The 13,915-nt window shown below is 71.6% G+C and carries 15 protein-coding genes; 7 read left to right on the top strand and 8 right to left on the bottom strand.

Annotated elements, in window-relative coordinates:
• Positions 1-104: 104 nt before the first annotated feature.
• Complete coding sequence (locus tag ASG45_RS02385) at positions 105-1,178, bottom strand: zinc-binding alcohol dehydrogenase family protein (protein WP_235561549.1); 1,074 nt, start codon at positions 1,176-1,178, stop codon at positions 105-107.
• Between the two features lie 190 nt (positions 1,179-1,368).
• On the opposite strand from ASG45_RS02385, the gene ASG45_RS02380 reads away from it, so the two are divergent.
• Positions 1,369-1,884, top strand: a complete 516-nt coding sequence (locus ASG45_RS02380) for a TetR/AcrR family transcriptional regulator (RefSeq protein ID WP_162242828.1) — start codon at positions 1,369-1,371, stop codon at positions 1,882-1,884.
• A 228-nt stretch (positions 1,885-2,112) separates the two neighbouring features.
• On the opposite strand, the gene ASG45_RS02375 is transcribed toward ASG45_RS02380, so the two are convergent.
• A complete protein-coding gene (locus ASG45_RS02375; protein WP_235560490.1) occupies positions 2,113-2,442 on the bottom strand; it encodes a hypothetical protein in 330 nt (109 codons plus the stop codon).
• 161 nt (positions 2,443-2,603) lie between these two features.
• Here ASG45_RS02375 and ASG45_RS02370 point away from each other — a divergent pair, with 161 nt between their 5' ends.
• Together ASG45_RS02370 and ASG45_RS02365 are read left to right on the top strand one after the other, a co-directional pair.
• Positions 2,604-3,212, top strand: coding sequence for a YdeI/OmpD-associated family protein (locus ASG45_RS02370; protein WP_055832623.1), 609 nt, complete (start codon positions 2,604-2,606; stop codon positions 3,210-3,212).
• Positions 3,213-3,294: 82 nt separating this feature from the next.
• A complete protein-coding gene (locus ASG45_RS02365) occupies positions 3,295-3,993 on the top strand; it encodes an SGNH/GDSL hydrolase family protein (RefSeq protein WP_055832620.1) in 699 nt (232 codons plus the stop codon).
• Between the two features lie 64 nt (positions 3,994-4,057).
• On the opposite strand, the gene ASG45_RS02360 is transcribed toward ASG45_RS02365, so the two are convergent.
• From ASG45_RS02360 to ASG45_RS02350, 3 genes are all read right to left on the bottom strand, one after another.
• Entirely contained in the window at positions 4,058-4,495 is a 438-nt protein-coding gene (locus tag ASG45_RS02360) for a BLUF domain-containing protein (RefSeq protein WP_055832618.1), read from the bottom strand.
• Entirely contained in the window at positions 4,495-4,779 is a 285-nt protein-coding gene (locus ASG45_RS02355) for a hypothetical protein (protein WP_055832616.1), read from the bottom strand. Before ASG45_RS02355 ends, ASG45_RS02360 begins: the two co-directional genes overlap by 1 nt.
• Before the next feature lie 162 nt (positions 4,780-4,941).
• Positions 4,942-5,331, bottom strand: coding sequence for an ester cyclase (locus tag ASG45_RS02350; protein WP_055832614.1), 390 nt, complete (start codon positions 5,329-5,331; stop codon positions 4,942-4,944).
• A gap of 158 nt (positions 5,332-5,489) precedes the next feature.
• On the opposite strand from ASG45_RS02350, the gene ASG45_RS02345 reads away from it, so the two are divergent.
• From ASG45_RS02345 to ASG45_RS02330, 4 genes are all read left to right on the top strand, one after another.
• Positions 5,490-6,062 carry a hypothetical protein gene (locus ASG45_RS02345; protein WP_156459328.1) on the top strand — a complete coding sequence of 191 codons (573 nt, stop codon included), beginning with the start codon at positions 5,490-5,492 and terminating at the stop codon, positions 6,060-6,062.
• Positions 6,063-6,252: 190 nt separating this feature from the next.
• Positions 6,253-6,960 (top strand): ThuA domain-containing protein, encoded by a 708-nt coding sequence (locus tag ASG45_RS02340; protein WP_055833193.1) that lies wholly within the window; start codon positions 6,253-6,255, stop codon positions 6,958-6,960.
• Positions 6,933-8,087: a Gfo/Idh/MocA family protein gene (locus ASG45_RS02335; protein WP_055832611.1), complete on the top strand. Its 1,155-nt coding sequence runs from the start codon at positions 6,933-6,935 to the stop codon at positions 8,085-8,087. Before ASG45_RS02340 ends, ASG45_RS02335 begins: the two co-directional genes overlap by 28 nt.
• 172 nt (positions 8,088-8,259) lie before the next feature.
• Positions 8,260-9,705, top strand: coding sequence for an HNH endonuclease (locus ASG45_RS02330; RefSeq protein WP_055832609.1), 1,446 nt, complete (start codon positions 8,260-8,262; stop codon positions 9,703-9,705).
• Positions 9,706-9,806: 101 nt separating this feature from the next.
• On the opposite strand, the gene ASG45_RS02325 is transcribed toward ASG45_RS02330, so the two are convergent.
• From ASG45_RS02325 to ASG45_RS02315, 3 genes are all read right to left on the bottom strand, one after another.
• Positions 9,807-11,420 carry a GMC oxidoreductase gene (locus ASG45_RS02325; RefSeq protein WP_055832607.1) on the bottom strand — a complete coding sequence of 538 codons (1,614 nt, stop codon included), beginning with the start codon at positions 11,418-11,420 and terminating at the stop codon, positions 9,807-9,809.
• A 26-nt stretch (positions 11,421-11,446) separates the two neighbouring features.
• The gene (locus tag ASG45_RS02320) at positions 11,447-12,940 is read right to left on the bottom strand and encodes an MDR family MFS transporter (RefSeq protein ID WP_055832605.1); all 1,494 of its coding nucleotides are present in this window, start codon (positions 12,938-12,940) and stop codon (positions 11,447-11,449) included.
• A gap of 130 nt (positions 12,941-13,070) precedes the next feature.
• Positions 13,071-13,862 carry an SDR family NAD(P)-dependent oxidoreductase gene (locus ASG45_RS02315; protein WP_055832603.1) on the bottom strand — a complete coding sequence of 264 codons (792 nt, stop codon included), beginning with the start codon at positions 13,860-13,862 and terminating at the stop codon, positions 13,071-13,073.
• Positions 13,863-13,915 lie beyond the last annotated feature (53 nt).

The following is a 13,915-nucleotide window of genomic DNA, read 5'->3' as shown; positions in this document are numbered from 1 at the left end:
TCCCGGACTTGTGCCGGACTCTCCCGCGTCGCTTCAGACTGACGCTCCTCTCGCCCGGCGCTCGCTGTTCCCGCACTGCGCTCCGACGACTCCTCGTGGATCGATCACGATCCCGTCGGTGCGTGGTCGAGGGTGACGACGAGTTTCCGCGCCGATACGCCGAGGCGAAGGGTGTCGATGGCCCCCTGGATCGCCGGGAGGCCGTGTCCCGCGATGTGGGCTTCGGGGTAGAGGTGGTGGCTGCCCGAGGCGAGAGCGGCGGGGAGATACCCGCCCCAGACGGCCGGGCCGACGGGAGACGTGGCGATGGCGCTTCCCCAGATGAACGATGCTCCGATACCGCGGGTGCGACTGCGCACCTGGAGAAGAGCAGTCCGCGTTCCGAGCTTCAGGAAGAGGCGGATGCGAGCGAGGGAGAGGCCTCGACGGCGCGGTTGATCGTAGAACGAGACGGGAGGGCTCGCCATCGCGATCTGCGTGGCACCGGTTGCGCGCGCGATCCTCAGACAGGGCTCGGCCGAACCCGTCGCGACGGCGAGGACCCCCGCCACCGCGGAGCCGCCGACCTCATCGATGATCCGATTCGCAGCGTCCGGGTCGTGGTAGTCGAAGACGGCTTCCGCCCCCAGCCGCCTCATCCGTTCGTGGTTCTTCGCCGAGGCTGTCGTGACGACCCGATAGCCGGCCGCTCGGGCGAGCTGGATCGCATTGCCTCCGACCGCCGTCGCGCCGCCCCAGATCACGACGACCTCGTCGCGAGGCGCCGAGTTTCCGAGACGGGAGTAGTCCAGTCCCAGTTGGTCCTTCTCGAACAGGCCGGCCGCCGCGGTGGATATCGCCAGAGGCAGGACGGCGGCTTCCTCGAAGGCGATGGCGGCCGGCAGGACGGCGGCCAGGCTCGCGTCGACCGCGACGTAGGCCTGGAAACCGCTCTCGGAGACGGCGTCCCGTCCTTTCTCCAGGCCCATCGCGTACGCCACGACGCGGTCTCCGACGGCGAAGTCGTCCACGCCGGCACCGGTTTCGACGACGACGCCCGCGACGTCCTCCCCCAGGACCACCGGGTAGCGCAACCAGCCGTACATGACGGTGCCGTTGGACTGGATGATCGCGTCGAGCGGATTCACCGCCACCGCGCGCACCTCGAGCAACAGCTGCCCCACCCCCGGCTTCGGCATCGGCGCAGCTCGGACCGTCAGGTCTGCATAAGGAGAATCGATCCACGCCGCCGCGTTGTCGCTCATTCTTCCGCTCTCCGATTCTGATGACATTGCGTGTCATCGTGACCGATCTTACGACAGTTCGTGTCATCATGGGTCCATGCCTCGATGGTCACCGGACGCTGCCTTGCGGATGGAAGCCGCGGCGATGAACCTGTTCGCCGACCGGGGGTACGCGGGAACCACGGTTCCCCAGATCGCCGAGGCGGCGGGGCTGACCACACGGACGTTCTTCCGCCACTTCGCCGACAAACGCGATGTGCTGTTCCTCCGGGATCGCGAGTTCCCGCAGGCGGTGAGCGACTTCATGGCATCCATCCCGCAGGAACGCGACGCAGCGGCCATCGTGCGCGAAGGTCTGGCCGCTGCATGCCGAGGCATCCAGGGCTGGCGAGAACAGATCGCACGTCGACGCAGCATCATCCAGAGCGAACCGGCGCTGCACGAGCGCGATCTCCTCCGCAGTCACTACCTCGCTCGCGCCATCGAAGGATCATTGAACCAACGGGGCATCGCCCCCGGGCCTGCGCACGCCTGGGCAGCCCTCGCCGTGACCTGTTTCGACCTCGCGGTGGACCGATGGCTGGAAGGCTCCGCCGATCTCCCGCTCGAGGACGCCCTGACGACGGTGTGGACCGACACGCGGGAATGGTTCACCGCATGACAGGGCGCACATCTCGAAACGCCAGCGGAGCACGTGGGCATCCGGCATCCGATGACCATGAGGCAGCCCGGCGTCCGGGCGGCGCCCGCGAAACGGCGGAGCCGCCCGGACTGTCCGGGGCTCACACGCCGGGACGGTAAACCGGCCGCCGTCGGCGTGGATCCCTCACGCTACGTCGGCGCGCGGTGGCGAGGGTGGGCTTGACGAGCTCCCCCCTCGGGCGCGGGCTCAGGCGCGCGTGAAGCCCTCGAGGTCGGGGTCCCAGAAAGCGTCGGGATTGGTGTCGTCGCTCGTCTGCTCGTGGGCGACAGCGGTCGACTGGGGGTAGCGCCGGTGCTGACGGAGCTGCTCCGCGGCCCAGCCGAAGTCGGGCTCCTCGCGCTCCCACGCCGCCGGCGCGCTCAGCACATCGTTGCCCACACCGATGACGAGCTCCGCCTGTTCGGTCTCGCCGTCGTCGGTGACGATCGGGATGCTCACCGCTTCGGCCTGCCCGTCGGCGGCGATCGACGCGGTCAGCTGCACCAGCGCCTCGGCAACGTCGTCGGTCGTGGTCACGGTCTCGCCCGCATAGGTCACACATCGCATGCATCCATGACACCGGATGCCGAAGGCCGCCGGGGGCCGCTTGCCTCGGACGTGCCCGCTCCGATAGGGGGCGCCGTGTCGGAGGTGCGCGTTATCGTGCTCGTGCGGCCCGCGCGAAGGAGGCACTCCACATGACCGACCCCCTCGAACTCACCGTCGTCGACGCCGACGCCTGGCGGGCCTGGCTCGACGAGAACGAGAGCACGAACGACGGCGTGTGGCTGGTGCTCGCCAAGAAGGGCACCACCGCCCCGACCTCGCTCACCTACGCGCAGGCCCTCGACGAAGCACTGTGTAGCGGCTGGATCGACGGGCGGAAGCAGTCGCGCGACGCGGCCACGTTCCGCCAGCACTTCACCCCGCGCCGTGCGCGGTCGATGTGGTCGACGCGCAACGTCGGAATCGTCGACCGCCTCGCCGACGAGGGACGAATGCGCGAACGCGGTGCCGCCGAGATCCGGCGCGCACAGGCCGACGGCCGCTGGGAGCGCGCCTACGCGGGGTCGGCGGCGATCGAGGTTCCCGCCGAGCTGCAGGCGGCACTCGATGCCGAGCCCGCGGCCGCACGTCGCTTCGCGGCGTTGAACAAGTCGGAGCGATACTCCGTGCTGCACCCCGTCGTCACGGCGACGTCCGAGACCTCGCGCGCGGCGCGCATCGCCCGCCACGTCGCGCGGCTCGCGGCGCCGGCCGCCGACCACCCCGAGACCCCTGAAAGCGGGTCCGCGCTCGGCGCATGACGCGACGGCACGCGCCCGGCGCGATCCGACACGGTTCACCCTGGACGGCCCCGCCCCTCGCATCCGCGCCGACAATGAGAGCATGCGCGCGCGACGACTGCTCAGCCTCATGGTGGTGGCATCCGCGATCCTGGCGGGCACGGCCTGCTCGGCGCAGACCTCCCCCGCCCCCGTCCCCGCTCCGACGGGCGACGGACCTGTCGTGTCGTTCTACGGCGACTCGTACACGCGCGGGACCGGGGCGAGCTCGTCCGACCACCGGTGGTCGACGATCGTCTCGGTCGAGCGCGGGTGGCAGGAGATCAACCGCAGCGAGAACGGCCTCGGCTTCGTCAACCGCCGAGCCACGATGGGGGCGGGTCTCGACGACATTCCCGCCCTCGTCATCGACGACCAGCCCGACATCGTGTTCGTCACGATGGGCCTGAACGACAACTTCAGTTACGACCGCGCGGCCGACCAGATCCGCGCGACGATCGACGACGACCTGCAGCGCCTGCACGACGGTCTGCCGCAAGCGCGCATCGTCGTCGTGGAGCCGTTCTGGTACACCGCGGAACGCCCCGCCTCGGTCGACGTGATCGCCGGGTGGGTCGAGGACGCGGCCGAGAGGATCGGCGCCGACCACATCGAGGGAGCGAGCCACTGGCTCGACGGGCACTACGCCGACGACGCCGACAGCTGGATGGCATCGGACGGCTTGCACCCGAACGACACCGGATACGCCGTCATGGCCGAGAAGATGGATGCCGCGCTCCGCGCCCTCGACCCGCCGCTGTGACCGGTAAGGCGATCACCCGCCCGCCCTGCTGAACGGTTCGACCGCCGTCGCGGCGGTGAAGGGATCAGCGATCGCCCGCCGTGCGGGCCCGGAACCAGACCGTCAACTCGCGCACCGCCCGCGAGCTGATCTCGTCGTCGGCGGACTCGAGGTCGTCGAAAGTGTCGCGGAACCCCTCGGGGGGCGGCGTCGACGGCACGCCGATGGGCTCGTAGCCCATCGTCCACTCGTCGAAGCGGCGGTCGTCGAGGTTCTCACGGAGCAGGATGCGGATGTCGTGGTGCCGCGCGTCCTCACGGATCTTCGCGATCAGGGCGTCCACCGCGTCTTGCGGCCCCTCCAGCACCTGGAAGAAGCGCCCGCGGCGATGCAGCAACATGCCCGTGAGGTCGTGCTCGTGATTGGAGCGCCGACTCTGCGCGAGCAGCGCGGCCAGACGCTCGTCGTCGAAGGGGTCGGTCTCGGTGCTGACGTACGAGACGGAGACGAGGGGAGCCGCCATCAGCGCACCCCGCCCTGGCCGAGCCCGCGCGGGGCCGGTACGCGAACCTGCTGCAGGGTGATCTCGGCGTCCTGCGGGGGCTGCCCGTTGGTGACGGCCGCCATTGCGGCGGTCAGCGCGTCGAAGCGTCCGACGACGCGCGAGCGACCGTCGAAGGCGAGGAAGCCCCCGTCGGCCTGGCGATCGATGTACCCGAGGAAGGCGCCGTTGCGGCTGCCGACGTGGAACCCGTCTTCGACACGAGCCCACACGACGCCCGCGCCGGGGCGTTCAGTCGCGTGCATGGGACACCGCTCCTTCTGCCCGTTGAATGACCGGGCACGAGCGAAGCTACCCGGCACCTCCGACACCGCTGCGCCCTTGACAGGCGAACCGCGACCCGTCCGCCGCCGGCGCGGCCTCCGGACCCGTCGCCGCGCCCACTCCGGCGATGGCAGTGGGAATCCTCAGCCCAGGAGCGCGCGCACCTGGGCAGCGTCATCGGTTCCGGATGCCTCGACGACACGCCCCCGCTCGATCCGGTACATCGCGAACGCGGCGATGCTGGCGCGCCGACGCGTGGGCGCGAGGTGCCCGTACGGGCCGGTGTGCGTCCCGCCCCCGCGCAGGTGCACGGCGAGGCGATCGTCTTCGACGAGCAGCTGGATGCGCTTCCACTGCCAGTCGGGGAAGCCCCGCAGCAGGTCGGCGTAGTCGGCGATCCACGCGTCGGCGCCCGCGGGGAGGTGCGCACGACGGACTCCGGGGTCGAGGAAGCCCCGCACGTCGTCGAGATCGTGGCGGTTGAGGGCGTCGAGGAAGTCGGCGAACCACTCTCGCGTCTCCCAGGATTCCACCCGTCCATTATCGGCGGGGTGGGGCGGGCGGGGATCGGCGGGCGGGGTTCGAGGCGGGATGCGGGGAGGGGTTCGACACCTCGCGGGCGGAGCGCGGGGCGTACTGCCCTGCGGGGGAGGGCGCCAGGACCGTGGCGGCGCGGCTCTAGGCTCGCCTCATGGATGACGCACATCGCACGCGGGCGGGTCGCGAGGGCGACGCGCGACCGGGCGGTTCGCGGGCCGGCGGTTCGCGAACTAGCGCCCGCTGGCGCGACGTCCTGCGGGCGGCGGCGCGAGCCTGCGCGATGTTCCTGCTGGCCATGCTGGTCGTCATCGTGATCGACACGAGCGTGCAGGCCATCCAGCAGGCCCCGTCGCTCGGCGTCAGCCCGGTGCACGCGTTCACCACCCTGGCCATCACCCTGACCGCGGTCGTGGGACTCGTCGGGGGCGCACTGACCGTCGCCGTCGCGGCCGTGGCGGTCGGGCCGGCATGGCTCGTCGCGAGCGCCCTGCGCCGGGTGGGTTCGACGGGCGTGCAGCTCACGGTCTGGACCGTCTTCGGCGCCCTCACCGGACTGCTCGTCGTGGGGCTCTCCGCACTCGTGACCGACGACGGCCCGCCCACGCTCCCGGAGACAGTGGTCGTCGTGATCGTCGCCGCAGCCTCGGTCGACTACGGCTGGTGGCGCGTGTCCCGATCGAGGCGTCGCCCCCTGGACGACGAGGGCGTCGAACGCGCGGAGTGAGGGGTACGGGCTCGCCCGTGCGGACGACCACCGGAGGGCTCCGGGGTCGGAGGCGCGATGGCGGAGCAGGCAGCGCGGGCCAGCGTGTCCGGTTCGCGCAGATCACGCGGGCGATGTCGGGGGTCGACGGTAGCGTGACCGTCGATGCCGTCGTCGGGTCGATGGCATCCGGATGCCGAAGGGGGCGACGATGACGTCACGCACAGCTCTGATCGTGCGCGGGGGGTGGGAGGGCCACCATCCCATCGAGGCGACCGACCTGTTCGTGCCGTTCTTGCGCGACAACGACTTCGACGTGCGCATCGAGGACGGACCGGGCGTCTACGCCGACGACGATCTCATGCGGGGCGTCGACCTCGTCGTGCAGTCCGTGACGATGAGCGAGGCCGATCGCGAGAGCATCCAGGGTCTGCGGCGCGCGGTGGCCGCGGGGACCGGGCTCGCCGGATGGCACGGCGGCATCGTCGACTCGTACCGCCACGAAGCGGACTACCTGCAGTTGGTGGGCGGCCAGTTCGCCGCCCACCCGTCCAAGGATCCGGGCGATCGCGTCGGAGACGGGACCGACGTGTTCCTCGACCACCGCATCGAGCTCACCGACCTCGGCCGCACGCACCAGATCATGAGCGGGATCGTCGATTTCTCGCTCACGACGGAGCAGTACTGGGTGCTGCACGACGATCTGAACGACGTACTCGCCACCACCACCCACCCGGTTCGCGTCGACGAGCCGTGGCACCGACCGATCGTGTCTCCCGCCGTGTGGACGCGGGCCTGGGGCGAAGGACGGGTGTTCGTCGCGACCCCCGGCCATGACCCCTCGGTGCTGGCCGACGACAACGTGCGCACCATCATCGAGAGGGGGCTGCTGTGGGCGAGCCGACGCGCATCGGTCTGATCGGCCTCGGGGTCATCAGCGAGCAGTACCTCGACACGCTGCGCGAGCACCCCGCCGTGCGCATCGCCGCGGTCGCCGATCTGCGGGCGGAACGCGCCGCCGAGGTGGCGGCGTCGCTCGACCACGCGCGGGCGCTGAGAGTCGACGCGCTGCTCGCCGCCGACGACATCGACGTGGTCGTGAACCTCACGATCCCGGCCGCGCACGCCGACATCGCCCGTGCGGCGATCGCCGCCGGCAAACGCGTGTTCGGAGAGAAGCCTCTCGCGACGACCCTCGACGACGCGAAACAGATCGTGGCGGATGCCGAAGCGGCCGGCGTCGAGATCGGCAGCGCGCCCGACACGGTGCTCGGAACCGGCATCCAGACGGCGCGCGCCGCGGTCGAGAGCGGCCTGATCGGCACGCCCACCGCCGCCACGGCGACGTGGGTGTCGGCGGGCCATGAGCACTGGCATCCGAATCCCGACTTCTACTACCGCGAGGGCGGCGGGCCGCTGTTCGACATGGGGCCGTACTACCTGACCTCGCTGGTGCACCTGCTGGGGCCCGTCGTCTCCGTCACCGGCGACGTCTCGCGCGGACGCAGCGAACGCGTCATCGGATCGGGGCCCCGCGCGGGCGAGAGCATCGTGGTCGAGGTCGACACGCACGTCACCGGAACGCTCCGGCACACCACCGGCGCGCTGTCGACGGTGACCTTCAGCTTCGACGCGGCCGGGTCCACGGCGAGCCCGATCGAGGTGCACGGTGAGGCCGGTTCGTTGGCGGTGCCGGATCCGAACAACTTCGACGGGGTCGTACGGCACCTGGCGCCGGGCGCCCACGACTGGGTCGAGCTGCCGCCGACCGCCGGGTACGTTGCCGCGGGGCGCGGGATCGGCGTGATCGACATGGTGTGCGGAGGCGCCGAGCCCGACGGCTCGGCGGGTTGTGGCGCGTCCTCGCCCGGGCGCGCGAGTGGGGCGATGGCGCTGCACGTGACCGAGATCATGACGGCACTGCCGCTGTCCGCGAGGGAAGGGCGACGCATCGTGCTCGAGACCACGGCTCTGGTGCCACCGCTCGTTCCGTTGACGCCGGTGGAGGTGTGGCGGGGCTTCCCCGCGCGCGGCGCGGCCGGGTAGCGAAGGCGCCCGCGGAACCCGTGGGCCTTCGCGAATCGCGCGGCGTGCGCGCGACATCTCTTCGCGCCGAGTGATGCCCCGCCACTCCTCCCCATCGGCCGAGTCCCGTCATCCATCCCGATTTCGCCGCACACCTCGTCAGGGTGCCGAAGGCCCCCGCTAGCGTGCACACATGCAATCGCCGGCCTCGTCACCAGAACCCGATCACGGGGCTCCGGCTCTCGCGTCGGTGGTGACCGACGTGCTCGATCTGGATGCCGCGATGGCATCCGTCGAAGCCCGGCGGGTGCGCGCGTTGGCTCGAGTGGGGCGTCTCGCCATCATGGGACGCGCAGGGCGCCCGGCGTCGTCGCGGGAGGCCGATCTGGCCCTTCGAGAGGTGGCGTCCGAGATCGGGGCGGCCGAGCACCTGTCGGATCGCACCGTGCAGGCGCAGATCCGACACGCGATGCTGATCGCCGAGAGCTTTCCGGCGACGCTCGACGCCTGGCAGTCGGGTGCTCTGGCGCGAGCGCACGTTCACGTGATCACCGACATCGGCGCGACGCTGCCCGCGGAACGGCACCGGGAGTTCGACGCCCTCGCCGCCGCGGAGGCCGAGGGGCTCAGTCCCGGCCTGCTCCGGACGCGCCTGGCGGCACTGGCCGAGCGGCTGCAGCCGACCACCCTCACCGAACGCCACCGCGCCGGTCGCGCGCGGCGGAACGTGCGGGTCGTCCGGGGCGACGACGGCATGTCCGATCTCATTGCGACGCTGCCGACGGTGCTCGCGGTCGGGATCTACGACCGGCTGATGCAGCAGAGCCGGGCACTCGTCGATGCTCGTGACGCGCGGCCCCCGGTCACCGCGACACGGGACAGCGGCGAGGCGAGCCGCGCGTCCGCCGGTGGCGCGCCCGTGAGTGACCGGATGCCGCAGGCGCCACCCGCGCCCGACGTGCGCACGCCTGATCAGGTGCGGGCCGATCTGCTCGCCGACCTGCTCCTCACGGCAGCGCCCCTGTCCGACCCGACCCGCGACGACGACGGGCCGGGGACCCTCGGAGCCATCCGCGCCCGGGTGCAGGTCGTCGTTCCGGCCCTGACGATGCTCGACCCCGGCCGAGAGAACGCCGACCCCGCCGAGCTGGTGGGGCACGGTCCCATCGACGCCGCCACCGCTCGCCGGCTGGCCGAGTCGACCACACGTCCGTGGGACCGCGTGATCACCCACCCCATCACCGGGGCGGTGCTGCACGTCGACACCTATCAGCGCACGGCCGCCATCGACCGTTACCTGAGGGCGAGAGACCGCCACTGCCGCTGGCCCGGGTGCACCGCTCCCGCGATCCGGTGCGAAGTCGACCACACGCACGATCACGCTCTGGGTGGCCGTACCGAGACGGGCAACCTCGCCCATCTGTGTCAGCGTCACCACACCCAGAAGCAGTTCACCGCCTGGAGGGTGCGGCAGCGTGAGGGCGGTGTGCTCGAATGGACCTCGCCCACCGGGCGGACGTACGTCGACGAGCCCCTCCCCTACCCGCCCGCCGTGGCTTTCGTTCCCGGCCCTCGACGCGGCGCGCCACCCCCACACGCTGCGCCGAGACCGAGCGAAGAGAGCCCCGGGGACGGGTGAACACCCGGGGGATCGGTGCGCCCGCGCGAGCGTGTTCGCCTGCACCACCGGGGCGATCCTGAGCGCCGGGGCCGGGATGTCGATCGTCCCGACCCCGCCGCTCAGACGGTGGCCTCTCCGGGGCGCTCCTCGTCGGCGCCGCCCGCATCCGCGCGCAGTTCGTCGGCGAGGTGGCGGGCGCCGCGCACGGCGATGGCGACGCTCGTCAGGGTGGGGTTCATCGTGTTGGCGGTCGGGATCAGACCGTTGCCGCCGACGATGAGGTTGTCGAAGCCCCACACGCGGGAGTACGGATCGGCGACAGACGTGGCCTCGTCGGTGCCGGCGCGCATCGTGCCCATGTAGTGCAGGCTCGAGCCGTTGGGGAGCAGGCGGGGTTCCGCGACGAACGTGCCCAGCGCCGAGCCGGCGCGGCGGAGGCGCTGCGTGGCCTCGGCGATCTCGGCTTCCTCGCGTTCGGTGAGGGCGTACTCGATCGTGAAGTTGGGCAGACCGCGGTAGTCGAGCTCGTCGTCGCTGAAGATGGCGCCGTCTTCGACGCGGGGGAACTTGCGCACGCCGAAGCCCATGTTGACGTATCCCCAACGGTTGCCCGCCTGGGGGTGGGCCGGGTCGAGGGCGAAGGGAGGGTTCTCGGCGTACATGATCTGCGCCGAGTACGGGTGGGCAGGCTCCGAGAAGGGGATGCGGTTCACCGCGGCGACCGGGTCGGCGGGGTTCGTAGCGCGGCGGGCGAGTTCCGCCTCGAGCTCGTCGTCCGAGACGAGGGCGCTCATGCGCTCCTGGTCGAGGGAAACGGTGCTGATGACCACGTGGTGCTCGGTGAGGTAGCGGCCCAGCGGCGCGGGACGGATGCCCGAGGCCCACAGCAGCTGCGGCGAGCGGAAGGCGTCGGCGGCGACGATCACGGCATCCGCGTCGACGAAGGATTCCTCCCGGGTGCGGAGGTTCTCGACGACGAGTCCGCGCACGTGGGTGCCGTCGTGCTCGATGCGACGCACGAGGGTGAGATCGCGCAGGTCGAAGCGGGCGGCGGTGTCGGTTCCCGGCTCGATCAGGGGTCCGAGCACCATGTCGGCGCCGGCCCAGCGCATGGAGCCGTCGGGCTGCGGGTCGCCGGCGACGGGGAGGGTGCTGACGCCGTAGCCCTCGGGCAGTTCGGCGGAGAACTCCCGGTCGAGCAGGGTGCGGATGGCCGCGCCGACGGGCGAGTCCGAGAAGGCGGCGCTCTGGTGGTGCAGGAGGCCCTCGGCGGTGCTGATGAGGTCTTCCCACTCGTCGTCGGCGATGAAGTCGAGCTTTTCGCTGAAGGCGGGGCGCGGGATCGCGCAGGTCCAGTGCGAGCCCTGGCCGCCGACGTTCGTGGCCGCGGCCGCGGCGGGGAAGGTCGGCGCGTGCGCCGAGCCCTCGCCGCCGAAGTCGAGCAGGTGGGTGCCCTGGCGGGCGGTGAACATGCCCTCGACGACGGCGCCGGCAGGCAGGCCCAGCGACTCGCGGAAGTCCCCGGCCTGCGGGCCCTGCGAGCGCTCGCGGGCGCGGGCCTTCTCGTCGGGGTCGACGATGTTGCGCACGCTCTCGCCCGGGCGTTCGGTGACCTGCGGGCCGGCCTCGAACATGATCACGCGGGCGGTGGGGAGGTTCTCGAGCAGGACGCGGGCGTAGGCGGCACCGATGGGCCCGCTGCCGACGACGGCGATGGTGGGGGTGTCGGACATGTTCTCTCCTTCGAGACGGGCGGGGATCAGACGGGTTGGCGGGCGGCGGCGGGGGCCGCGGAGGTGGGCGTCTCATCCGACAGACGTCCCGGGGGAAGCAGCAGCGCGATGACGATGCCGCAGGCGTAGACGACCGCGAGGCCGAGGAAGACGGGGGCGAAGACGTCGTGGTAGATCGCGGCGACCTGGTCCTGCAGGTCGGCGGGCGCGGCGCGGACCGCCGCGGGGGTCAGGGTGTTGGCATCCACCCCCGAGGGGAGGTTCGCCGCGACGCCGAAGCCGACCACGCCCCCGATGACCGCGGTGCCGACGGCTGAGCCGACCTGGCGCACGATGTTGGTCGTGGCGGTGACGGCGCCGAGGTCGTCGCGCCGCGCGGCGCTCTGGACGACGGCGAAGATGAGGTTCATGAAGGAGCCGGTCCCGATGCCGACGGTCGCCATGACGATCATCGGAACCCACAGCGGCGCTCCCACGGGGAGCGCGGCCATGACGCCGAGGCCGGCGGCTCCGAGCGCGGTGCCGATGACCGGGTAGGCGCGGTAGCGGCCGGAGCGGCTCACGAGCCATCCGGTGAGCAGGTTGCTGACGAGCATGCCGAGCACGGTCGCGATGGGGACGAGACCCGACACGGTCGCCGTCGTGCGGTACGCCATCTGGATGTACGTGGGCACGTACGCGACGACCGCGAACAGCCCGGCGCCGATGATGAGCGCGAGGCCGAGGCAGGCCAGGATCGTGCGGTTGCGCAGGATCCGGGGCGGCAGGATCGGCTCGGCCGCGCGCCGCTCGATCGCGACGAGGGCCAGGATGCCGACGACCGCCGCAACTGCGCAGATGGTCGCCGCGGGGCGCAGGCCCTCGTCGCCGATCCAGGTCACGGCCAGCACGAGCGCGAGCAGCGAGCCGGTGAACACGACGGAGCCGGGGATGTCGAAGCGCGGGTGGGCGCCGCCGGGAAGGCGCGGGAGGGCGATCAGGGCGAGGGCGAGGGCGATGAGACCGACGGGGATGTTGATCCAGAACACCCACGACCATCCCCAGTAGTCGGTGATCAGACCGCCGACGACGGGCCCGACCACGATCGCGACGGGGAAGGCCGCCCCGATGACGGCCATGTAGCGGGGGCGCTGCCGCGGGCTGGTGACGCGGGCGATGATCGTCTGCGACATCAGCTGGATGCCCGCCGAGCCGAGACCCTGCAGGACGCGTGCGGCGATGAGCCAGCCCAGGTCGGGCGCGAAGCCGCAGATGAGCGAGGCGACGAGGAAGGTCACGATCGACACGAGGAACACGCGGCGGGGCCCGACGATATCGCCGAGCTTGCCGAGTACGGGGAGCATGGCGGTCGCGGCCAGCGTGTAGCCGACCATGATCCAGCTCATGTGCTCGAGGGCGCCGAGGTCGCCGGCGATCGTGGCGAGCGAGGTCGAGACGACGGTGTGGTCGAGGGCGCCGAGGAACGACACCGTGAGCAGGGCCGCGACGAGGATGCGTACGCGGGCGGGAGAGAGAGTCATTCGCGGGGCGCCCGTACGACCGGGCGATCGACGCGACCGTATGTGCCGCTCCGGCTCCCTCACCGGGCGAACGGGCTGCGTGAGCCCCGACGTCCCCCTCATCATAACCGACTTATGTCGAAATTCAACATTACGGCGAGCGGAGCGCATCCGAGAGGTACGTGGCCGCACCCGACAGCGTCTGTCCGCCGTCGACGCCGATCTCGGCGCCCGTGAGGAAGGTCGCGGCATCCGAGAGCAGGAAGGCGACGATCGACGCCACCTCACCGACCTCACCCGCGCGGTGGAGCGGGATCACGGCCGCGTTCGCCTCGGCGAAGGCGGGAGGGGCGCTCGCGGTCATGGGGGTGCGGATGTAGCCCGGGTGCACGAGGTTGACCCGGATGCCGCGGGGCCCGAGCTCCGTGACGCACGCGTGCGTGAGGCCCCGCAGCGCCCACTTGCTCGCGGTGTACGCCGCCGTGTAGTGCCCGGTGAGTCCCGCGACCGAGCCGATGTTGACGATCGAGGATCCGGCATCCATCAGCGGAAGGAGGGCCTGGATGCCGAGCATCGCACCCGTGACGTTCACGGCGAACACGCGATCCCAGTCGGAGCGATCGAGTGAGCCGATACGCGCGCGGTGGGTGATTCCGGCGTTGTTGACGAGCCCGCGCACACGACGACCCGTCAAGGCGGTCGCGAGGGATGCCCACTCGCCCTCGGACGAGACGTCGAGGCGCCGGTAGGCGATCGAGTCCGGAGGAGCCGCGGACAGCAGATCGGGGGCCGCGGCGGCCAGGTCGACGGCGACCACCTCGGCACCCGCGCGAGCGAGGGTCAACGCGTCTTCGGCCCCCTGCCCACCCGCCGCTCCGGTGACGACGAACAGGTTGCCGGCGAGACCGGGGAGCCGCAGGACGGGGTCGCCGTCGGACGTCATCGCGGTCGCCGCCGGGTCGGCCGCGACCGACCGTTCGCGAGAGGGAGACCCCG

The sequence above is a fragment of the Microbacterium sp. Leaf436 genome (assembly GCF_001424715.1).
Classification (GTDB): Bacteria; Actinomycetota; Actinomycetes; order Actinomycetales; family Microbacteriaceae; genus Microbacterium.
This window is presented reverse-complemented; position numbering and strand designations above follow the sequence as displayed.